Origin of the sequence: Rhodopirellula europaea 6C, assembly GCF_000338295.1 — a bacterium.
GTDB classification, from domain to species: Bacteria; Planctomycetota; Planctomycetia; order Pirellulales; family Pirellulaceae; genus Rhodopirellula; species Rhodopirellula europaea.
In genome coordinates this window covers 27,181-49,197 of sequence record NZ_ANMO01000120.1, presented here as the reverse complement: position 1 = coordinate 49,197, position 22,017 = coordinate 27,181, and the positions used below count along the sequence as shown (strand labels likewise).

The following is a 22,017-nucleotide window of genomic DNA, read 5'->3' as shown; positions in this document are numbered from 1 at the left end:
TTCATTGTCTACATTCCTTAAGAATGCTCTGCCGCAGTAACGGGATTGCTGCTGGTCATAGACGACAACAGGAAGTGGGAGGCATTGCGGCATGCAATCTCTCGACTCTCCTCAATGATACGGTCGCGGTTCGCATCGGCAAAGTCGCTAATGCCTTTGACGACACACCAGATCGGATGCTTCGTCACGCCGAGCAGTCCAATGCCCTCCATTTCTCCTCCGACGATACGGTGATTTCCGGCGGGCACAAGTCGCACTAACTCGTCCCGGAATGCCGATGAATGCACAATCGCCGCCCCAGAGAGGATTGCCCCAAAATAGACATTGTAGTCGGAGGCCGGTTCTTCAATCCTGAATTGACGCAAAGCATTGACGGTCTTCTCCGCTGCATTCATGCGTGTCGCTGAGTCATAGTTGACTAGATATCCGTTTTCGGACAACGCGTCGCGGTAGTGGCGATGGTCGTACGGAATGACTTCCGTCGAGACGAGGACGTCACCGATCTGCTGCGTTGACTCCTCCATCCCGAACGCCATGCCGAGTTGAATGACTGAAGTTGCACCGGTGGCTCTTTGGAAACGCGAAGCCAGCTCTGCCGACCCGCCATACCCAAGTGGCCCCATGCTCCTGGATCGAACCGCAATCACATTTTCAAACCCGATCAAACCCAAGTCGTAGTAGCTGCCCAGGAATGGATGGTGTCGTTTCTTAAACGATATCCCAAACTGTTTACACTGCTGCGACAATGCATCCAACTCCGACGATACCGCTGTCAGAATCAGCGTATCGCAGAGCGGGAAATCAGGGGCGGATTCGCTATCTTCGGACATGCTCAACAATGTAGATGAGCAATGAAGGAGAGCCAACAGGCGGACAGAAATGCTCTGTCATTTGGCTTCTTCGCTAGTAAGTCACCGCACATCCACTCGTTGAACGCTCATCGCGTCTGAACTTCCAGCCAGTCCGAGTTTGTCGAGCCAGTGGGATATTTTTCGGCATGACGAATCTTTCTAGCGACCGCAACGCGAGTACGCTCGTCGCTGCAGAATCCTACGCGGAGCGACGTAGGTTGCTCGGTGGGCTGTGTACGAAGGGTAATAGCTGGAATACGAACGTGGGTAGTCGCTGTCGTAGCCAAACCCTCCGTAGCCGATGCCGCTGTAGCCAACGCCGTATCCGAGACCAATTCCGTAGTACGCGGCTCCGTGTCCGTGGCCGCCATATCCATGTCCTCCGCCGAAGCCGTGACCACCGCCTCCGACATGCCCGCCACCACTGTGACCGCCGCTAGCCATGGCTGTTGAGGAGAGCATGACTGCGCCCGTCAAAATTGTGAGACCTGCAAACAGTTTCAATTTGGATGGATTCGTCATCGTTCATCGCCTTATCGGGTGGGAGGAAACCAATGTCCAGCGAAACATCGCTTGGATGAAGCTTGGCAATGAAGCAGACCGTGCGACTGCTTCGTGTTGTGAGAGTTAGATGCGAGTTTCACGCCATTCCTTCACCAAACCTTCTTGCTTCGTCCGATCCTGCCGCAAAGACTCCGATCATCCGGATCGAACCGATCGTTCGGGGCCGTTTTACCGCTCGGAGCGATAGTGGGCATCGGTGCATCGGCGGGCGGATTGGAGGCATTGCAGCAATTGTTCGACAAGCTGCCACCGGACACTGACCTCGCGTTTGTTGTCGTTCAACATCTTTCGTCAGACTTCAAAAGTCTGATGGATGAGATTCCGGCGAACCTAGTTGAAGACTCGTTCGCACTCTCGTGCCAGCATCAATTCCTCGTTCGATTCGATGACGAGGATTCTGCCCTTCGTGCCAGTCGTCGAGACATCCATATCACTTGTGACCGCGGCGTTTGCGATCGGGTCGAGTTCGAGCCCTAGAAAAGCAAGTCGCGCACACGCTGCGGCGCGGATCGTTGCGGAATGCTGACCGACACCGCCTGTGAAAATTAAGGCATCGAGACCGCCCAACGTCGCCGCCATCGCTCCAATACCTTGGCGGAGTCGATGAACATAAATTGCAATCGCAAGTTTTGCCCGCTCGTTACCAGCTTCTGCGGCCTGCAATACGGTTCGCATGTCCGACGAGACGCCGGAGACTCCGATAAGCCCAGACTCTCGATTGAGCGCATGATCAAGTTGATTTGCGGAGAAGCGATTCTCTCGAAGTAGATGACACAATAGTCCTGGGTCAACGGACCCGCTACGAGTCGCCATCATTAGACCCTCAAGAGGTGTGAAACCCATCGTCGTGTCAATCGACTTGCCATCGCGAATAGCCGCTAACGACGCGCCGTGTCCAAGATGTGCGATGACAACACGTAGACCGATCGAAGGTCGATCCAGTATCTGTGCAGCCCGTTGGGAACAGTACGCATGACTCAGCCCGTGGAATCCAAAGCGACGCAGGCCCCACTCGTCTGACCATGCTTGCGGTATCGCGTACGTATACGCTTCTGGAGCGAGCGTCGAATGATAGGCCGTGTCAAATACGGCCACATGCGGGAGGTTGGGGAATACTTCTCGTGCCGCAACGATTCCTTCGAGGCAGCTTGGGTTGTGCAGCGGTGCCAAAGGGGTCAATTCGTGCAAGGCGTCTTCAACCTCAGCCGTCACCAGCACGGGTTGTGTAAAACGAGTTCCCCCATGGACGACTCGATGAGCGACCGCTGCAATCTCTTCGTTTGTGTTGACTCGGAGATCGGCTGCGACTCGACCAATTGCGGGCTTCACGTCCGACCAACCGACCTCGCTGAGAACGGCTGGCGATTCGGTTGATGTGAATGTGTAGCGAGTTGGCTCGCTTGCCCAATCGGTGTGACTGCTGGCATGAGTGTGGTCGTCAGCTGTCTCGATCAAACTGCACTTCAGGCTGCTGGAGCCGACATTGATCGTCAGTACATTCACCCCTTCCACTTCCAATCCTGAATTTCCGGCATGTCCTCGCCGTGAGTCTCGATGTAGTGCTTGTGTTCGATGAGTTTGTCGCGCAACGCCTGCTTGATGTAAGCCCCTTCCGAGCCGATTGTTTGAGCACGATCGACTACATCTCCGGCCAAGTGGAATCGGTCCAATTCGTTGAGCACGACCATGTCGAACGAAGTTGTCGTGGTTCCTTCTTCCTTGTAGCCTCGCACATGCAAATTTCGATGGTTTGTACGGCGATACGTCAGTCGATGAATCAGCCATGGATAGCCGTGGAATGCAAAAATGATCGGCTTGTCAGTCGTAAACAGCAGGTCAAAGTCTTTGTCGCTTAGTCCATGTGGGTGTTCGGATTGCGGTTGCAATTTCATCAAGTTCACGACATTGATGACTCGGATTTTTAGATCGGGAACGTGCTCTCTGAGCAATTCCACTGCTGCCAAGGTTTCCAATGTTGGCACGTCACCACAGCAAGCCATCACAACGTCGGGTTCACCGCCCTGATCGTTGCTCGCCCAATCCCAAATCCCCAGGCCCGCCGAGCAGTGTTTCACCGCCGCGTCCATGGTCAACCATTGCGGTGACGGTTGCTTTCCAGCCACGATCACGTTGACGTAGTTGCGACTGCGCAGGCAGTGGTCCGTGACACTCAGCAAGGTATTTGCGTCGGGCGGCAAGTAGACCCGGATGATCTCTGCCTTTTTGTTGACGATATGGTCGATAAATCCAGGGTCTTGATGGCTGAACCCATTGTGATCCTGTCGCCAGACGTGTGACGTGAGCAGATAGTTCAAGCTGGCAATTGGTCGTCGCCAAGGAATGTGGCGACAGACCTTCAACCACTTCGCATGTTGATTGAACATCGAGTCAACGATGTGAATGAACGCTTCATAACAGGAAAAGAATCCGTGGCGACCAGTCAGCAAGTAGCCTTCCAGCCAGCCCTGGCACTGATGTTCACTGAGCATTTCCATCACGCGACCATCGGGCGAAACGTGATCGTCTGTCGGTAGGATTTGGGCTGTCGAACAACGGTCGGTCACGTCGAAAACCGCGTTCCAACGATTCGATGCTGTTTCATCAGGACTGAACACACGGAAGTTTTTTGCGTCCAAATTCAGCTTCATGCATTCGCTGATGAATTGCCCCTGCACACGCGTCGCTTCCGCCGTGACACTGCCGGGACGCGAAACGTCCACCGCGAACTCTCGGAAATCAGGCATGCGAAGGTCTTGGAGCAGCGTGCCGCCATTGGCGTGAGGATTCGCGCCCATCCGTCGATCACCCTTCGGTGCTAAGTCCGCAATCTGAGATCGTAGCCGACCGGTATCATCGAAGAGTTCATCGGGCTTGTATGACCGCATCCAAGATTCGAGCAATTGGACGTGCGCAGGATTCTCTGCCATCTTCCCCATCGGCACTTGGTGAGAACGCCAAGAGTCTTCGACTTGGTTCCCGTCCACTTCCGGGGGACAGGTCCAGCCTTTTGGCGTCCGCAGCACAATCATTGGCCAGCGCGGTCGCGAATGAAAACCATTCTCGCGAGCGTCTTGCTGAATCTGACGAATTTCCGCGAACACCTTGTCAAACGTCGCCGCCATCAATTGGTGCATGTCTTCCGGATCGCTGCCTTCAACAAAGTAGGGCGTGTATCCGTACCCGCGAAACAGTTGTTCCAGCTCTTCGCGGCTGATGCGAGACAAGACGGTTGGGCCGGCGATCTTGTAGCCGTTGAGATGCAAGATCGGGAGCACGGCACCATCACGCACCGGATTAAGAAATTTGTTGGAGTGCCAACTCGTCGCCAGTGGTCCCGTCTCGGCTTCACCGTCGCCAATCACGCAAGACACGATCAGATCAGGATTGTCGAACGCGGCTCCGTACGCATGTGACAAGGCGTAGCCAAGCTCGCCACCCTCGTGAATCGAGCCTGGCGTTTCGGGGGCGACGTGGCTGGGAATCCCACCCGGAAATGAGAACTGTTTGAAAAGCCGTCGCAATCCATCTTCGTCTTGCGAAATATCCGAGTACCGTTCGCTGTAGGTGCCTTCGAGATAGGTGTTCGCGACCAGGCCCGGGCCACCGTGACCGGGACCGGTTACATAGAGCACATTGAGGTCGTGTTCCTTGATGACCCGATTGAGATGAACGTAGATGAGATTGAGACCAGGTGTCGTGCCCCAGTGGCCGAGCAATCTGGGTTTGATGTGTTCGATCTGCAGCGGCACCTTTAGCAGCGGATTGTCGAACAGATAGATTTGACCCACGGACAGGTAGTTCGCGGCTCGCCAGTAGGCGTCCATGCACTGAAGTTGTTCGTCCGTGAGAGGTGAACCTAAGCTCTTGTCTGAAGTCATGATATCGGCTGCACTGTCGGTTGAGTCGAAAAGATGTGCTTGTGCCTTGGGACTCGATCGCTTCACCGATACGATTCAGGGCGTGAGCGTAAGCCGCCGTGCGCATGTCAATCTGGTTGGTGACCATCAACTCATAGATCAGTTTGAATTCTCGCTTCATGATCTGACTGAGCCGTTGATGAACTTCCTCGACCGTCCAGTAATATCCGGCTCGGTTCTGTGTCCACTCGAAATAGCTGACCGTCACACCACCGGCGTTCGCCAAAATGTCTGGAACGATGAGGGTTTCCTTCGCGTTGAAAATTGCGTCTGCTTCCGTTGTCGTGGGACCATTGGCGACTTCGACAATCACCGGTGCCATGACTCGTTCGGCGTTCTCAGCGGTAAGTTGATTCTCGAGCGCAGCGGGAATGAGGATATCGACGTCGAGTTCCAGAAGCTCTTCGTTTGTGATTATTTTCCCGCTTCCTGCATCGTCGGGTTGGCAATGGCACTCAACACAGCCACATTCGGGGCAATCACAAACGCTTCGAGAGGCGTAAACTTCGGACAAGTCCTGACGTTGCTGCTTCAATTCAATGGCGCGGGGTATGTCCAAGCCTTCGTCGCGGAAGATGCCACCTCGCGAATCACTGATCGCGACGATTCGGTAACCGTCGGCGTGCATTAGCCGAGCGACGTGCTGCCCCGCGTTTCCAAAACCTTGCACGGCGACGCGAACTTCTGGTGGACTCCACGCTTTCAGACGCTCCAGTTCCTTGATGCAGTAGTACGCTCCACGCCCTGTGGCATCATCGCGACCCAAGCTACCACCCAGCGGTATCGGCTTGCCGGTGATCACGGTTGGTGTGCGACGTCGTTGAATGTTGGAGTATTCATCCATCATCCAGCCCATGATCATGGCATTGGTGTAGACATCGGGGGCAGGAATATCCGTTTCAGGTCCGATAAAGTCGGCAACACGCTGGATGAACCCGCGACTGAGTCGCTCCAATTCAAGCCGTGACAGTTCTTTCGGATTCACGATGATGCCTCCCTTTCCGCCACCAAAGGGAATCCCGGCGACAGCGCACTTGCACGTCATCCAGAACGCGAGTGCTTTGACTTCGCCCAGGTGGACATCGGGATGAAATCGAATGCCACCCTTGGTCGGCCCGCGTGTGTCATCGTGACGGACTCGGTATCCCTGAAACACACGCAGCGAACCGTCATCCATTCTCAGGGGGATGGATACTTGAAGCATCGACTTTGGATACCGCAACCGCTCCAACGCCTCGGGTCCGATACTGGAGAATTCAGCAGCGTTATCGAGCCGGCCAATGGCGTTCTGAAAGATTTCTTCATCGGCTCGGTGACTCATCGTTGTTTCCTTTTCTGTGGTTCGCTGACTTAGTCTCGACGTTGATCCCATTTTCACCTAGCAGGGACAGTTTCACTCGGGCTTGCCATTCCGACGAGCGTTTGCCGTTGTTCTTTAGTCAACACTTCCGCTGCTTCGCCAACCGATCGGATGAACGCGATGCGATTGTCGGCTTGCAGTTTGGCGATCTCTCTTGCTTTCGCTTCGATCTTGTTGATGTCGGGTTGGGCTTCGGCGGTCAATGTCCAGAGTTCTTGCTCGGCTTCGTCGATTTTGCGTTCCGCGGTGGCCGTTGCCAGCAGGGCGGCTTCCTTGAGTTGGTTGAGCTTGAGTTGTTGTTCGTCCGATGGGGTGATGTGCTGTGGATGGTCCAGAAAGAATCCGGTCTCACCGATGTGGTACAGGTGCGACGCGCCGGCAAAGCCAGGCAGGGCGGAAGGCATGCTCATGCTTCCCATCGAGCCCATTCCATTCATGGATGATTTCATGGCGGGGTTGCGACCCATCATCCCCATGCCTTTCATCATTCCCATACCTTTGCCCATCCCCATGCCACCGGACATTCCGCCCATGCCAGACATCATTCCCATGCCACCGGACTTCCCTTTCATTCCCATACCCATGCCACTCATTCCGCCGGAAGACATCGACGCATCGGATGTGTCTTGGCTCATGCCGCCCATCCCTTTCATCATTCTTTTTTTCATTCCACCCATTTTCATGCTGTCCATGCTTTTCATTCCGCCCATGCCTGCGGAGTCCGAACCAGAAGACGGATCGTCGGCACCCTTATCCATGCTCATATTCGACATCGCACCGGACTTCGCATCCGTGCCATAGCGAGTCGTATGTTGCGATTGCAGGGTTGTTTCTAGGTCGGCCACTTTTTTGCGTAACGCTTGCAGTTGAGTGGCAAGATCGCCGTCCGCAGTTTCTGAAGCGGCTGGGTGAGCGGCATGCGGATCTGTTTTAGTTTGTGCAAACAACGAAGGAGAGGACAAGAGTAGGCTGCTGGCGATCAAAGCGGCTGAAACGGTCCGTTTGCCGAACGGTGATGTGAATTTCATGGGGAAATCCCTTGTTGGTTTACGTAGGAATGAAGAATGCAGCGAAGGTTGGCAGTTCATCTGCCGCCCTTGATACCCTGGCGGGGTAAGTTAAAATCTGTCGTATGAATGGCAAAAACGATCCACTTGGCGACGAATCACCAAGCGGATCGCGACTTTCAAAACAATTCGCTTCGATGAAACGCAATGTCCTGGACGCTCTCACTCACCGCTTTTCGCTGGCGTTTCGCCTTCGGTGGTGGAGTCGTGCTTCATCGCGTCATGGGCGGCGTCCTCGTGGCCCATCGTCTTCATCAGCTTGGCGTGGTCTTTGGCGATTTGGTCAAGCGTGGCGGTGATTTTTGTCGACATGTCGCCGCAGACCTTTCCGTCGGGCGAGTCTTTGCAGCATTCGGCGTGCAGCATTTCCTGCGTGTCGGCCGCCTTGGACAGCTTCGTTTCGATCGCCTTGACCTGCTCGACGACCTGCGGGTTGCTCACGTTTTGGTCGCGAATGACCACCATCTCTCGCTGAATACTCTGGATTTGGTTGCCGAGCAGTTGCGATTCCGCTTGAGTGACCTGCGGTTGAATCACCGGGGCCTGAGTCGCGTATCGCTGGATACTTTGCGAGTAGTTCCGGGCGTGCTGAATGTTGCGGGAAGCTCGCTGGTTGGCCCAGAATCCGCCGCCTGGGTGCTGCCGTCGTTCGGCTGGCGATCGAATTTTGCTCTGTGCCAAGACGGGTTGCGGAACAAGGGAGGTGGCGGCGAACATGACTGCCAAACCAAGAACCAACTTACCGACGTGTTTCGTGGACATCTGTTTTCCTTATTGAGGAGAGGGGAGAATTCTTCGTTGAGGTCGTTTCCTCAATCGGGTAATTGGATGCTTGCCCGATTCGCGTTCTTCACGAAATTGCCGCAGAATTGTGATGGCAATGGCGTGTGTTCGCGTACGTCGTCCGAACTTCGCTCAACCTGCAACGTCAAGGAGCCACTGTTTGAATAGCCGCCAGCGCGACCAACCTGCGTCCGATGACTTTGCAGCAATGGACCAAGACTCCACGCAGCAAATGGTGGCTGCTTGCATTGCGGGCAATCAGGACGCGATGCGGATGCTATACGAGCGTTGTAGCCAGCGCGTGTACGCGCAGATGGTCCGCATGGTCGGCGTTCAGGATGCGGACGACGCGACGCAGCAAGTATTCATCCACCTGTTCCGCAAGTTGGATAAATTCGATGGTCGGTCGAAGTTGGAGACTTGGGTCTACCGCCTGGCTAGCAACGAAGCCTTGCAGTTTATTCGTTCCAGGTCTCGTCACTCGACGGACTCGTTGCTCGATGATCCCACGGGGAATTCGGACGACATGAGAGAGCAGACGGAGCAAGCTGAAATGCTGGACGTTGCGTTGTCAAAGATCGACCCAGAGCTGAGGGTCGTCTTGGTGCTCAAGGAGCAAGAGGATTTGTCATACCGCGAGATCGCCGACGCGGTCGGCATTCCAGAAGGCACGGTCGGTTCGAGGTTGAACCGTGCTCGTGCCGATCTGCGTGAAGCCTTGCTGCAGCTTGGTTGGGAATGAGTGAGAATTGAAGATTGGCGACTGAAGATTGCAGATTGGAAAAGAACTACCTGGAAATCAATCTTCGTTCGTCAATCTTCAATCAATACGGACACCCGACCGTGCGATCAATCTGGGCGATCGCGCCGGCCAGGGACGCGTTGATGCGAGCAAGCTGCGTCTCAAACATCAATAATTCGCGATACGTTTCGATCAAGGTGAAAAAGTCGGTGCGTTCGCCACGATAGTCTGCGATCGCTAACTTCAACGTGTCTTCGGTTCTTGGAATGATGCGATCTTCATAGATGTCGGTTTGCTCGACGAGTGAGTCGGCCTGAGCAAGCAAACGACGCAGACGACCATAAATTTCGTCACGCTCGGCTTCCAGGCGTTGTTGCGTGCTGCTTGTTCGTCGTGAAGCTTCACGAACACCGGCATTGATCTTCTCACGCCAAATCGGAAGCGTGGTTCCGAACGTGATACTGAGATTGTCATTGCCGTTGGCCACAGGACTGATCACATCGTGATTGTCACTGACAATTCCCCAGTTCAGTCCAACCATAAAGTCGGGGTATTGCTGCAAACAAGCGAGTCTTTGTTTCTGGCGATCACGCTGAATCTCTGCGGCCAAACCTCGCAGGCTCGGGTTGCATTGTTCGGCTTGAGAGATCAAAGCGTCCAGTTGCATGGGAGCGTCGGCAATGCCGAGTTCCTCGGTCGCTTGCGGCAACAAAGACACGGGTTGCTGCAACAACGCGGCGAGGTCGGCCTGTGACATTTCCAACTGCTTCGTTAGCTGTATGATCTGATCATCGAGTCGGTCGATTTCTAACTGGGCGCGAAGCACGTCCTGCTGGGTTCCACCGCTGCGATAGCGAGCCTCGGCTACCTTGGCGAGGTCGTCCACCAGGTCGCGAGATTCTTCAATGATCGCAATCGCACGGGTCGCGTACCAGACTTCGTAATAGGACAAGCGAACCGATTCAGTGATCTTCCGTTCGATGCGTTCCACCTCGGCTTGGGCAATCTGGGCTTCGCGGCTGACGATTGCTCCCTTCGTCCGCAACTTGTCTGGGAAAGGAACGCCCTGTTGCAATGACATCTGGTTGGCAATCCGCCCACCCGCGGTTTGCAAGGCGTTGTCGTGTAGCGGCCAGAAAGTGTTATTGAATTGCGGATCGGGCAATGCGGTGACTTGTGGAATCCGTTCCAGTTCCGCCTGAACACGCTGGCGTGCGGCCTGGATGCTGGGGTGAGCCGCCAGGGCCTGAGAGATGAAGTAGTCGACGGGTTGCCCGGTGCTTAGTTGGGAGTTGGGAGTTGAGAGCTGGGAGTCGTTGTCAGCAGTTTCCTCGTCATCGGCGTCCTGCTCACCATCTTCTTCCTCGATTTCAAGCATCTCTCCAAGCGTCTTTGGCTCGTCTTCTTCCTCATCTCCTAGACGCATGGGTGCCGCCAGATCTAGTTGTGCCGCCAGGACGACCTCACCTCTCTGTGGCGGCTGGCCATACCCGACGGTCCGAAAATTCGATTCATTGCTAGCATCCGGAGCTGGCTGCGGGAGTTCGTCACTTAATGACTCTTCGCTGACGGCCGGTCGCGATACGGCCGCGTGCCGCGACCCGTTGGGGCGAACGGGACCGCTGGCACAACCGCCAACGGAGAGCGTGACTAGGGACAAGGCCAGCAAATGACGCTTGCGATTTCGCGAAAACACGGTGCTTTTTCGTATGTACATGACAAACTGGCTCCCTCCAGCTATCCTTTCAAAAGGGAAAGTTCCGTGATGAATCAGATTCGTCTTGAACTTTCTGAGTGTATTTCCGATATACTCCCAATACCGGTCCTAGGTATCTGTTTCGGAAGGTCCACGTGTTTCGCTCGCGTTTAACTCGCACCGTCGTTAATCTTTCACTGATCGTCGCAATGATGATTCAGCCGGGGTTGGCGTTGGTTTTTGCAAGCGATTGTGGAGCCGAGTGTGCCTCCGGCTTCGTGTGCGAAGGCTGTGGCTGCTGCGAAGTTGCTTCTCCGACTGAGAAATGTGGCTGCTGCGATGGCGAACAAGATGGCGACGGTAGTTGCTGCTTGTCGACGTCGGAAGCAGTTGAACATAGTTGGGCCGAACAGGAATGGACCGATGATGAGATGACGGTCGAAGACCTCGCGGCGAGCGAAACGCTCGAACTGCAGGTCATCGTCATCAGCACGACCGATGCGGATGCAGTCGACGAAAGTCAGGCCCGCGAAGTCACGTCGGCTTGTCATTGCGGTATGGAAAGCCAGCCGCTGGGCGACTCCTCGCCTTCGCGTCCCACGATTGAGCGTCGTGACTCGGTGGCGATTCGTTTCGCCGACTTGGCAACCATCTTTGGCGATACCCATGCGAGGCCGCCGCGTCTCCTGCGGGACGGAGCGGCAGACTCGCCAGCACATTTCTCCCAAATCCATCTCTGTATTTGGCGACTGTGATTCTGCCTGCCTGAGCAGTTTCATGCGCGTTCCACAACGCGAGCGTGCATGTTCCAAACGATGACTCGTTTGCTCGTGGCCCTTCTTTGCTGAATCCATTTCCATCGACGGTTGAATCCCGTCCGACCATTCACAGCCTAAAGGTAGGTGACTGATCGGCGGCAAATTCCCTCCGGTTTGTCGTCGATCCGTTACCCCTTTCGCTTCATCGCCAATGATTGTGCGATGCGGAGCTCATCAATATGTCAAATCACAATCATCAAAACAAAAAAACAACAGCGGCCGAGGATGCGGAGACGCGTTCCGAGCCAGTCGCTCAATCAACTAGCGAAGCATCCGTGCCTGAAAACAAGGAGGCGTCAAGCATGAATAAGAATCATCAGCCGAGTACGAACGAGGAGCAGGACGTGTCAGCGGAAACGAAGTCATCAGACGCGACGCCCGACACAGCAAGCCAGCCGGATTCACCGACCAAAGTCAGCACGCCGGACACACCTGCTTCAACGGCCGCGTTGGCCGAAACGAAAGTCGGTGGCTTTGGGTGGTTGTTGCGTGTCGGAGTGAACGCGGCTGTCGTCACCGCCGTGGCCGCATTGATCTTGGTCATGATCGGATTCGCACAACGATCCGAATGGGTGACCGCCAATGGTTTCTCCGGCGGCGAGTCAGAAGCGGTCGCCGATGCGAGCGGCGGCGAGGAAAAACGATATATCTGCCCGATGATGTGTACCCCGCCATCGACCGAACCAGGCCGATGTCCCGTATGTGCAATGGAGTTGGTCGAAGCGACTGGCGGCGGTGGCGGCGATGGGATTTCGGTCACGATCGAGTCTGCAGCTCGGCGGTTGGTTGGAATCCAAACGGCAACCAGCAGATTTGGCGAAGTGACACGAACCATCCGAACGATTGGTTCGATTGATTTTGACGAGAGTCGTTTATCAACGATCTCTGCCTACATCGACGGTCGGCTTGAAGAACTCTACGCCGATTACGTTGGTGTGGAGGTGACCGAAGGCGATGACCTCGCGCTAATATACAGCCCCAAATTGTATTCAGCTCAAACCGAATACATCGCCAGCATGGAGAGCAAGTCGGTCGGTCGGTTTAGCATCAACAGTTCCGATCTGCGAGAAATGGCTCGCGAAAACCTAAGCGAACTCGGAATGACCGATTCGCAAATTGCAGCACTAAAGAAAAGCGGTAAGCCAAACTCCCGTATTCGCATTAAGTCACCGCAAACCGGCACGGTGCTCGAGAAAGCCGCCGTCGAAGGTGATTATGTCAAAACAGGACAGAAGATCTACCGCATCGCTGATCTGACTTCCGTCTGGTTGATGCTTGATCTGTTTCCGGACGACGCGGCTTCGGTACGCTTTGGTCAACAGGTCGAAGCGGAGATTCAGTCGATGCCGGGCGAAGTCTTCACGGGGCGCGTTGCCTTCATCGACCCAACCGTCAATCCAACGACCCGAACGGTTCGCGTTCGCGTCGAAGTCATGAACTATGACGGGAAATTGCGTCCAGGCGACTACGCAACCGCTCGCATTACAGTCCCCGCGATCTCGACGGACTTTGTCTACGACCCCGCCTTGTCCGGGAAGTACATCAGCCCGATGCATCCTCAGGTGATTCGCGAAGAACCGGGCATGTGTCCCTTATGCGGCATGGATTTGGTGCCGACATCGCAACTCGGCTACGCCACCGAGCCACAGCCTCAACAGCGTGTCGTCACAGTTCCACGCGATGCGGTCTTGTTGACTGGCGAGAACGGAGTTGTCTATGTGGAAACGGAGCCGGGTCGTTTTGAGATTCGTCGTGTCACGGTCGGTCAGATGAATGACACCGAAGCCATCATCGTCGAGGGAATGGTGGCGGGCGAGACGGTCGCAACGAACGGCAATTTCCTGATCGACTCCCAGATGCAACTCGCCGGGAATCCTTCGTTGATGGACCCCAGCAAAGCACCGAGCTACTCACCCGGACCATTGCAGTTGCCCGAAACGACACCGGTGATGCTGGCAGGTCAATCCGCAGCTCAATTCGACCGTGCTTACGACGCTTACTTTGAAATTCAGTGTGCCATGTCGGCCGACACAACTCCGCCGCCAGTCGCCCTGAACACTCTGTTGGATGCATTGGCAAGACTCGAAATGCTTTCCGAAGTGCCCGATGAGGCTCAAAGTCGTTTCGCCAGCGCTCGTCGCGGGGCATCGCGAATGGACGGTTCGCTTGAGACCGCCCGTGAGGCCTACCGAAGTGTTAGCCATGCATTGTTGAAGGCGGCGACGATTGCGCGTGGTCCCAAAACAGCACGGTCGCTGGTCCACATGTATTGCCCGATGGTCCCAGGTGGCGGCGGCGATTGGATGCAGCCCGGTGGTGAACTGCAAAACCCGTACTGGGGCAGCGAGATGCTGACGTGCGGCGAGACCGTTCGCGATTTGGCCATGAATGCCGCCAACGGCGATGGACAAGAAGTGAGTTTCAAGGTGGTTGGATTCGGCACGGATACCGGAGAGATGCAATGAACGAGCGATCAAAGTTGCGTCAGACGCATGCAATGACAACCAGTAAACCGCAGGAAGGCCGACGATGCTAAATCTACTCATACGCTTTTGCGTCAAAGAACCGTGGCTGGTCGTCATGCTGACGATCGGTGCTTCGGTTGGTGGCTGGTTCGCGTTCCAATCGGTTCCCATCGACGCAATCCCGAACGTCGGCGAGAACCAAGTCATCGTGCTAACGCCGTGGCCTGGTCGATCACCCAAAGACATCGAAGACCAAGTCACGTACCCGTTGAGTGTTTCGTTGCTGGCGGTTCCTGGTGCGGAGTCGGTACGCGGCAAGAGCATGTTTGGCTATAGCTTTGTTCAAGTCACGTTCAAGGATGAAATCGATTTTTACTGGGCACGCAGTCGTGTCTCTGAGCAACTCGGTTCCGCTGCGTCTCAGTTGCCCGAAGGCGTTGTGCCGCAGCTCGGTCCCGACGCGACGGGACTCGGGCAAGTTTACTACTACACGCTGCAGCCGCCCGAAGAGGGCATGAGTCTCGCCGAACTTCGCAGCATGCAGGACTTCGTCGTCAAGTACGAACTGCAAGCCGTCGAAGGTGTTAGCGAAGTTGCTTCCATCGGCGGATACGTTCGGCAGTATCAGATTGAGGTCGACCCCGACAAACTGCGGTTCCACAACATCTCGCTCGATAAACTTGCGATGGCGATCAAGGGTTCGAACGTTGACGTTGGTGCCAAGACGGTGGAATCAACGGGAATGGAATTTATTGTTCGCGGAAAAGGTTTCCTGGGAACCGATGGCGACAAGTCCAAGGCCATTTCTGACATCGAAGACACCGTTATTTTGCAACGCGAGGGCGTCCCGGTCCGCGTAAGCGATGTAGCGGAAGTGCAACTCGGTCCGGACTTCCGTCGCGGTGCCTTGGACTACAACGGCTCCGAAGCTGTCGGTGGCGTTGTGGTAATGCGATACGGCGAGAACCCTCGTGTGGTCATCGACCGTGTCAAAGCAAAGATCGCGGCGATCGAGCCGGCGCTCAAGGGTGTCAAGATTCATGGCGTGTACGACCGTAGCGGTTTGATTGACGAGACGATGGCGACGCTGACTCACGCGTTGCGCGACGAGATCATCATCACCGCAATCATCATCTTGCTGTTCCTGCTCCACATTCGCAGCAGTTTTGTTGTCGCGATCTGTTTGCCCGCCGCCGTTTTGATGTCCTTCATCGCGATGCACTTCGTTGGAGTCGAGGCGAACATCATGTCGCTAGCGGGCATTGCCATCGCGATCGGTACGATGGTCGACATGGCGATCATCGTCTCCGAAAATATCTATCAGCATTTAGCGGATTGGGAGAAGGAGGACGGGGAGATAAAGAGTGGAGTAGATCGGGAGAAGTCGCGAACCGAAGTCGTCTACGAGGCAACTATTGAAGTCGCTCCCGCTGTCGTCACGGCTGTCCTGACGACGATTGTTAGCTTTTTGCCGGTCTTCTTTTTGACCGGGCGCGATTACCGACTGTTTTCTCCGTTGGCGTATACGAAGACATTCGCGATTGCCGCCGCGATGATTACGGCGGTGACGATTGTTCCCGCACTCAGTCGTATCATGCTGCGAAGCGCGAACTATCGAAAGCTGTCTGCGGCGATGGCCGCGATTTCGCTCTCGGTATTGTTGGCCGCGATGTCGCACTTCATGTGGGGTGATGATCTGGGCGGCTATTTTGGTCTGGAAACCTGGATCATCACTCTCGTAGCGAGCGTGATCGGACTGGTCGGCGGTTGGCAGTTGCTTCGTGAGCGAATTCGTCCGATCGAAGAAATTCCGTCGAGCCGATTTGTTCGCTGGATTTATGCCGCTCGACTACGTCACGCACTGAACCACAAAGCATTCGCTTTGTCGTTTCCAGCGATCTTGTTGGTGATTGGGGTTGGGGCCTTCTTTGGAATGCCAATGGTGCTGCAGCCTGTCGAAAAGGTTGCTCGCGTATTTGGGGCCGAGCTGAATGATTTCCCTGGCTACGTCGATGCCAAACACGTCTTTACCGGATTACAAAGCGATGACTGGATTGCCCTGGATGAAGGAAGTTGGTTCTACATGCCGACGCTGTATCCGGCAGCCAGCTTTTCACAGGCGATGCAGGTGCTGCAAACGCAGGATGTGTTGATCGGCCAAATTCCCGAGGTGAAGGACGTCTTAGGCAAGATCGGTCGGGTTGAGTCGGCGCTGGACCCGGCTCCCGCGGCGATGGTCGAAACGTACGTCATGCTGAAGCCAGAAAGCGAATGGCGTGAGGGCGTGACTTCGCGAGACATCTGGGACGAGATCAATCGAGTCGCGACACTGCCTGGTGTTACTCCGGCATCCGCGTTGCAACCGATCGAAGGTCGCGTTGTGATGTTGCAAAGTGGTATCAAGGCACCGATGGCGATTCGCGTCTATGGTGACGATCTGCAAACTCTTGCTACTGCGGCAATGGACGTTTCAGCGACACTAAAGGAATCGCCCTTCATTAATTCGGGAACAGTCAATCCAGACATCGTGTTGGGGAAACCCTATATCGAGTTCACGGTCGAACGCGAAGCCGCTTCTCGTTACGGGATGAGTGCTTCGATGGTGAATCAAGTGATTGAGACCGCGCTCGGCGGAATGAACTTGATCAAAACGGTTGAGGGCCGTGAACGCTACCCAGTTCGCCTGCGCTACAACCGCGATCTTCGTGAACGCATTGATCAGTTGAATCGGCTACCGGTCGTCACACACAGCGGAGCGGTGGTTCCGCTTCAAGAACTGGCAACGCTTGAAACAACCTGGGGGCCGGGCGCGATCAATAGCGAGAACGGACGACTGGTTGCCCACGTCTCGTTCATGACCAATGGTTCCAAGGGAGATTTGGAATCAGTGACCGCGATTGAGGAACAACTTCGTGAAGCGCAAGCCTTGCCACCGTCAAACCCCAAACACCTTGCTTTGCCAACCGGTTACTCGCTGGAAGCTGTCGGCAGTTTCCGCAACCAAATTGAGGCAAACCTGCGACTGATGTGGATCATCCCCGTGGTGATCGTAATCAACTTGCTGCTGATTTACTTTGAATTTCGCAACTTGCCGATCGCGATGGCGGTATTCACCGGCATTCCGGTGGCGTTTGCGGGCGGCATGGTCCTGGTCGCATGGATGGACGTGGAACTCAACACTGCGGTCTGGGTTGGTTTCATCGCGTTGTTCGGCCTCGCTGTCGACGATGGCGTCGTGATGGCAACTTATATCCATCAGTTGCTGCAAAAACGAAAGGTCACTTCTGTTCAAGAAATCCGTGACACCGTTTACGAGGCAGGGTTGAAACGCATTCGACCCTGCATGATGACGACGGTGACGACCCTGGCCGCTCTGGTCCCTGTGTTGATCGCAACCGGCCGCGGAGCCGACGTGGCCCGCGCGATGGCGATCCCGGTCTTTGGTGGCATGCTTGCCGAGCCGTTCACGTCGTTCATTGTCCCAACGCTCTACAGCGCCTATCTGGAAATGAAGATGCGATTCGGGTTTCAAGATGAGCTTTGGGAAGGAACCGAAGAAAAACCAACGGAGGAACTGACCAGAGCAGCTTAGAAGAGATGGGAAACTCCCAACTCTAAAACTTTTTCAAAACACGTGAAGGATTCCTGGTCGCCAGGCATCCAACTGACAACCGAAGCGGCCAAAGGAATCGGTCGCATACGCTTAGAAAGGAATGAATTTCGATGAAGTACGAAACCCTACTCGCCGCCTTGTTCACGGTCGCTTTGGCCTCAACGGCGGTTGCTCAGCACAATCATGCTGGTCATAACCACTCAATGCCGGGTCAGGCGATGGCGTCTGAATTGGCCCGTCCGGTCGCCGGACCCCACGGCGGTTCTTTGAAACAAGCCGGTGGCGTTCAATTGGAAACGGTCGTTTCACAAGGCGGCATCCAAATGTTCGTTTACGACCGCAACGGCCGCGCCGTGTCGGTCAATCAAGGTCGCGGAGCCGCGTCTCTTCGCGTTGAGGGCAACGCGAAACGTTACCGCTACGATTTGTTGCCCGATGGCAAGGGTGGCCTGACCGCCCCGGTGAACCTTTCCCAGATTGCCGGACGTCAGATCGAGATTGACGTCCAACTCGTCGGTATCGAAGCGAGTAGCGGACAACCGCTCAGCCTGAAGGAAGTGGCAACAGTGCCGGCCAGCGAAATGCAACTCGCCGCCGCCGCGATCGCACGTCAAAAAATTTGTCCCGTCAGCGGCAAACCTCTCGGCAGCATGGGTGATCCCGTGGCCGTAGATGTGAACGGCCAACGTGTCTTCGTTTGCTGCGGTGGTTGCGTGAACGCCGTCAAGTCGGATCCGGCGAAGTACGCTGCCGGACGTCCTCAAATAACCGTCGCAACTTCAACGGCCGCAGACGCGCAAGCGATCGCGCAACAGAAAGTCTGTCCTGTAATGGACGAGCCGCTCGGTGGCATGGGCACACCGATCAAAGTTTCCGTTGGCGACAAGCCGATCTATCTGTGCTGCAAAGGCTGCATCAAGAAGGTTCAAGCGGAACCGGCAAAGTACTTGGCGATGGTTTACGGGGATCAGAAGGGGACTGAAGAAGTTGGAAGTGCGGTTGCCGCAGCATCGGCTCTAAACATTTCCGTGACCTCTTCGACTCAGGCGGACGCGGCTTTGATTGCTCGCCAGGAGGTTTGCCCGGTCATGGATGAACCACTCGGGAGCATGGGGAATCCGATCAAGGTCATGGTCGGCGACAAACCGATCTTCTTGTGCTGCAAGGGTTGCATCAAGAAGATCAAAGCTGATCCAGCAAAGTACATGGCAATGGTCTACGGTGGCGGTTCAGCGGGTTCGGTGCCAGCCGGGACAGACCAAGTCCGCGCAGGCATCTTCAAAGTCAGTGCCGAGGACGCACCGTTCATCGCTGCTCAAAAGAAATGCCCTGTGATGGATGAACCACTCGATGCAATGGGCGGTCCCTACAAGGTTCATGCCGCTGGCAAAGCAATCTATATCTGCTGCCCTGGCTGTGCAAAGAAAATCGCGGCGGAACCGCAAAAGTGGCTCGCCGTTCTCGCTCAGCAGGGGGTCAACGCTCCGACGCTTCGTTAGGCGGAAGTAGAAGATGGATTGTCAGGGTAGCTCACCGGACGAAAGCGCCTTGTATCCATTTTCTTGAAAACGCGGGGGCGGTGTCCCGGTTGATTCACTTCGGTGATGACGCTTACACGCCGTCCCCGCCCTTTTATGTCGAGCGTTTCGGCATGCTTCAAATCTCAAGTGGAAACGAATTTCACTTCACACAACAAGGACGTTCCCATGAACGCAAAACTATCTCGCTTCGTTACGCTCACGGTCGTCGCGGCGGCCATCAGCACAACCGGATGCACCGGTGGATTGCCCTGGCGAAAAAAACAAGTCGCTCAGCAAATGACGGCTGAGCAGTACGCCCAGCAAGCGGCAACAAACATCGAGTACAACACCTCGGATGTTGACTTCTCGCAGGATTACACACCAAGCCCTCAACCGTCGGCTAGCTACACCAGTCCGCCCAAAAGTGCGTCATCGGGCGGGGGCGGCAGTTGTTGCCATTAGTCCGACTGCGGAGTCAGCCGATGCCCTTGCTCGCTCGTCTAAAACAGTTGCCTTACCGGGTGATGCGTCGTATCGCGATCGCCAACCGGACACTGTTCTTTGGCTGCGATCTTGCAAGCCTTTCGCATTTTCCCTGCCCGGAAGGCTTGACGGTGGTGCAATGGACTGAGGACGATCTTCGGCAGCATTTGGGTGAGGAAAACTACCTCGACGAAGGGCATGCCGTTTGGCTCCGCGACGATCAGGCGGTTTGCTTCGCGGTCATGGATGGCGAAAGGCTCGCAGGGTTCGCCTGGATTGCCCACGGCGATGTTCCAGGAGAAATGAATCACGATGGCCACCCCGACACGCAGCTGCCTCTCTTCCTGCCAGACGATACTGGTTTCGTTTTCCATGTCTTCATTTTGCCTAGCTATCGTGGTCGGCGTTTGTATGCCGCGTTGATGTCCTCGGCAGCACATCAACTACCGAACCGGGGCATCGAAAAGCTCGTCCTGACGACAGAATGCACCAATCGTTCTGCGCTTCGCAGCGTCGGTCGGATGGGCTTTCGCCAAGTCGGTCGTGCGTGGTTGATCAAGGTCGGACCGCTCTGCAGTGTCGGCTATCCGGAGCAGCCTTTCCTCGGCGGAGTCCGCACCGGCACATACGTCGGCGATCCCCACGAAAGACCTAATGATTGAAGGCTGAAGCTCGCAAGAGACTTTTCAACCTGCTGCTTCGCTTGAACGGCCTTCTTCTTTCATCAATTCGGCAACAACCAGCGTCGTGTCATCGAATGCCTGACGCCCATCACGAAAGGCTTCGAGTGCCGAATCGAATCGCACGACTAAGTCCGAAGCGTGTTCACCAATTGCCCTCGCAATCGTGTCGCTGACTCGCTCAGTACCAAACTGTTCGTCGTCAGGGTTGAAAGCTTCGGTAACGCCATCACTGACCAACACCAATTTGGTCCCGCTGCAAATTGGACGACAGCATTCTTCGTACGTTGTATCCGCTTCGACGCCAAGTATCAGGTCACTGTGGTCCAGCCGCTGGACCGGTTCTTGGTCACATTGTACAAACGGAAGTTCATGACCAGCATTCGCGTAGACCAGTTGCTTTTCCGCCATGTCAACCCGCACGAGCACCATCGTGGCAAAGTAACCTAAAATCACGTACTCGTAATACTGCTGATTGACACGCGTCAGAATTTCTGCCGGATGATGAGACTGCTTAGCCGCCTCAGCAACAAACGCCTTCAACAGCGTCGCCGCCATCGCCGCAGGCACGCCATGTCCGCAAACATCGGCGATACACAACAGCGTCGAATCATCGTTTAGCCGGATGACGTCGTAGTAGTCGCCACCGACATCGTCGGCAGGCTTGAACAGCGCGGCAATGTTTAGTCCCGGGATGGCGTCCGAACTTGGCCGAAGGTTTTGTTGGATCGCCCTGGCTTTCGTCATGTGAACGCGACGGTCCCGTTCGGCCGCATCCAATTTCGATGCCATGTCGTTGAATTGCTCGCCAAGATAGGTCAGCTCTCGACAGCTATGCACGTCGACTCGTGATTCCAGATTTCCATCGCCAACGCTCTGCAATGACGTCACCAATCGACGGATCGGTTTGGTCACGATCTTCCGCAAGACAAGGTTCACCAAAAATGCGGCAAGCGAACCGGCGAGAAACACGGCGATCATTTGACGAATCAGAGCCTCGCGAGCAACGGCAAGAATGTTCGACCGCTGTTCCGAAACGAGTACCTGCCCGGCCGGTCCCTGAAACGCGCCGACCACCATCGCCTCAGCCATTGGTTCCGCGTCGACGTGTCCATGGGCCGCTGCCATCATTGCATCAAACATCTCCGGCGATGAACGCCCGTGCGATTTCGCTTGCAGCAGTTCACCTCCCCATTGCAGCGCAATGTGGTGCCCAGGCGATTCGTCCGAGTTCATCCTCGCACAAACGCTATCGACCAATTTCTGCACCGCGTCTGTGTTCTCGCCTTCGACAGCAACAGCAGATTCGTACAACGTTTTGGCTTCTTCGGCCAAAGCGATTCTGGTTTGCCCAACCTCACGCCGCACCCGCAATCGGTGGTCCACCACCAAGAAACCACTGACCATGATCAGCAGAAACGAGTTCACCGCCAGGAGCAATTGACGGGCCAAGGGAAG

Annotated in this window: 15 protein-coding genes and 2 pseudogenes; 8 read left to right on the top strand and 9 right to left on the bottom strand. The window is 55.5% G+C overall.

Annotation, left to right across the window (positions count from 1 at the left end):
- Positions 1 to 17: 17 nt before the first annotated feature.
- Positions 18 to 830, bottom strand: coding sequence for a 5'-methylthioadenosine/S-adenosylhomocysteine nucleosidase family protein (locus tag RE6C_RS12910; RefSeq protein ID WP_008657130.1), 813 nt, complete (start codon positions 828 to 830; stop codon positions 18 to 20).
- 180 nt (positions 831 to 1,010) lie between these two features.
- Positions 1,011 to 1,313 (bottom strand): hypothetical protein, encoded by a 303-nt coding sequence (locus RE6C_RS12905; protein ID WP_236618177.1) that lies wholly within the window; start codon positions 1,311 to 1,313, stop codon positions 1,011 to 1,013.
- A 285-nt stretch (positions 1,314 to 1,598) separates the two neighbouring features.
- Between RE6C_RS12905 and RE6C_RS33235 the strand changes: the two are divergent.
- Positions 1,599 to 1,736, top strand: a pseudogene (locus tag RE6C_RS33235) (chemotaxis protein CheB); the annotation flags it as partial.
- 9 nt (positions 1,737 to 1,745) lie between these two features.
- Here the strand turns inward: RE6C_RS33235 and RE6C_RS12900 are convergent.
- The 5 genes and pseudogenes from RE6C_RS12900 to RE6C_RS12880 all read right to left on the bottom strand — a co-directional run bounded on the left by RE6C_RS12900 (position 1,746) and on the right by RE6C_RS12880 (position 8,521).
- A complete protein-coding gene (locus tag RE6C_RS12900) occupies positions 1,746 to 2,918 on the bottom strand; it encodes an acetate/propionate family kinase (RefSeq protein WP_236618176.1) in 1,173 nt (390 codons plus the stop codon).
- The gene (locus RE6C_RS12895) at positions 2,915 to 5,293 is read right to left on the bottom strand and encodes a phosphoketolase family protein (RefSeq protein ID WP_039961934.1); all 2,379 of its coding nucleotides are present in this window, start codon (positions 5,291 to 5,293) and stop codon (positions 2,915 to 2,917) included. Before RE6C_RS12895 ends, RE6C_RS12900 begins: the two co-directional genes overlap by 4 nt.
- A 103-nt stretch (positions 5,294 to 5,396) precedes the next feature.
- Positions 5,397 to 6,509 (bottom strand): annotated as a pseudogene (locus RE6C_RS12890) (Glu/Leu/Phe/Val family dehydrogenase); the annotation flags it as partial.
- Between the two features lie 197 nt (positions 6,510 to 6,706).
- The gene (locus RE6C_RS12885) at positions 6,707 to 7,720 is read right to left on the bottom strand and encodes a periplasmic heavy metal sensor (RefSeq protein WP_008657122.1); all 1,014 of its coding nucleotides are present in this window, start codon (positions 7,718 to 7,720) and stop codon (positions 6,707 to 6,709) included.
- 201 nt (positions 7,721 to 7,921) lie between these two features.
- Positions 7,922 to 8,521, bottom strand: coding sequence for a hypothetical protein (locus RE6C_RS12880; RefSeq protein ID WP_008657120.1), 600 nt, complete (start codon positions 8,519 to 8,521; stop codon positions 7,922 to 7,924).
- Between the two features lie 181 nt (positions 8,522 to 8,702).
- On the opposite strand from RE6C_RS12880, the gene RE6C_RS12870 reads away from it, so the two are divergent.
- Entirely contained in the window at positions 8,703 to 9,284 is a 582-nt protein-coding gene (locus tag RE6C_RS12870) for an RNA polymerase sigma factor (protein WP_236618175.1), read from the top strand.
- Between the two features lie 82 nt (positions 9,285 to 9,366).
- Here the strand turns inward: RE6C_RS12870 and RE6C_RS12865 are convergent, their stop codons facing one another.
- Positions 9,367 to 11,001: a TolC family protein gene (locus RE6C_RS12865; protein WP_008657117.1), complete on the bottom strand. Its 1,635-nt coding sequence runs from the start codon at positions 10,999 to 11,001 to the stop codon at positions 9,367 to 9,369.
- Between the two features lie 134 nt (positions 11,002 to 11,135).
- Between RE6C_RS12865 and RE6C_RS12860 the strand changes: the two genes are divergently transcribed.
- The 6 genes from RE6C_RS12860 to RE6C_RS12835 all read left to right on the top strand — a co-directional run bounded on the left by RE6C_RS12860 (position 11,136) and on the right by RE6C_RS12835 (position 20,541).
- A complete protein-coding gene (locus tag RE6C_RS12860) occupies positions 11,136 to 11,735 on the top strand; it encodes a hypothetical protein (RefSeq protein ID WP_008657116.1) in 600 nt (199 codons plus the stop codon).
- Positions 11,736 to 11,977: 242 nt separating this feature from the next.
- Positions 11,978 to 14,263 carry a heavy metal-binding domain-containing protein gene (locus RE6C_RS12855; protein WP_008657115.1) on the top strand — a complete coding sequence of 762 codons (2,286 nt, stop codon included), beginning with the start codon at positions 11,978 to 11,980 and terminating at the stop codon, positions 14,261 to 14,263.
- Positions 14,264 to 14,327: 64 nt separating this feature from the next.
- Positions 14,328 to 17,855, top strand: coding sequence for an efflux RND transporter permease subunit (locus RE6C_RS12850; protein WP_039961931.1), 3,528 nt, complete (start codon positions 14,328 to 14,330; stop codon positions 17,853 to 17,855).
- Positions 17,856 to 17,986: 131 nt separating this feature from the next.
- Positions 17,987 to 19,375 (top strand): hypothetical protein, encoded by a 1,389-nt coding sequence (locus RE6C_RS32865; RefSeq protein WP_008657113.1) that lies wholly within the window; start codon positions 17,987 to 17,989, stop codon positions 19,373 to 19,375.
- A gap of 207 nt (positions 19,376 to 19,582) precedes the next feature.
- On the top strand, positions 19,583 to 19,858 hold the full coding sequence (locus RE6C_RS12840; RefSeq protein WP_144054742.1) for a hypothetical protein: 276 nt from the start codon (positions 19,583 to 19,585) through the stop codon (positions 19,856 to 19,858).
- Between the two features lie 20 nt (positions 19,859 to 19,878).
- Entirely contained in the window at positions 19,879 to 20,541 is a 663-nt protein-coding gene (locus RE6C_RS12835) for a GNAT family N-acetyltransferase (protein WP_008657111.1), read from the top strand.
- A gap of 24 nt (positions 20,542 to 20,565) precedes the next feature.
- Here RE6C_RS12835 and RE6C_RS12830 read toward each other — a convergent pair whose 3' ends face one another.
- Positions 20,566 to 22,011 (bottom strand): PP2C family protein-serine/threonine phosphatase, encoded by a 1,446-nt coding sequence (locus RE6C_RS12830; protein ID WP_236618174.1) that lies wholly within the window; start codon positions 22,009 to 22,011, stop codon positions 20,566 to 20,568.
- Positions 22,012 to 22,017 lie beyond the last annotated feature (6 nt).

Coding starts and splice junctions, on each gene's coding strand:
- RE6C_RS12880 (WP_008657120.1), bottom strand. CDS start 8,521: ATGTCCACGAAACACGTCGGTAAGTTGGTTCTTGGTTTGGCAGTCATG.
- RE6C_RS12895 (WP_039961934.1), bottom strand. CDS start 5,293: ATGACTTCAGACAAGAGCTTAGGTTCACCTCTCACGGACGAACAACTT.
- RE6C_RS12835 (WP_008657111.1), top strand. CDS start 19,879: ATGCCCTTGCTCGCTCGTCTAAAACAGTTGCCTTACCGGGTGATGCGT.
- RE6C_RS12840 (WP_144054742.1), top strand. CDS start 19,583: ATGAACGCAAAACTATCTCGCTTCGTTACGCTCACGGTCGTCGCGGCG.
- RE6C_RS12905 (WP_236618177.1), bottom strand. CDS start 1,313: ATGCTCTCCTCAACAGCCATGGCTAGCGGCGGTCACAGTGGTGGCGGG.
- RE6C_RS12885 (WP_008657122.1), bottom strand. CDS start 7,720: ATGAAATTCACATCACCGTTCGGCAAACGGACCGTTTCAGCCGCTTTG.
- RE6C_RS12910 (WP_008657130.1), bottom strand. CDS start 830: ATGTCCGAAGATAGCGAATCCGCCCCTGATTTCCCGCTCTGCGATACG.
- RE6C_RS12855 (WP_008657115.1), top strand. CDS start 11,978: ATGTCAAATCACAATCATCAAAACAAAAAAACAACAGCGGCCGAGGAT.
- RE6C_RS32865 (WP_008657113.1), top strand. CDS start 17,987: ATGAAGTACGAAACCCTACTCGCCGCCTTGTTCACGGTCGCTTTGGCC.
- RE6C_RS12850 (WP_039961931.1), top strand. CDS start 14,328: ATGCTAAATCTACTCATACGCTTTTGCGTCAAAGAACCGTGGCTGGTC.
- RE6C_RS12865 (WP_008657117.1), bottom strand. CDS start 11,001: ATGTACATACGAAAAAGCACCGTGTTTTCGCGAAATCGCAAGCGTCAT.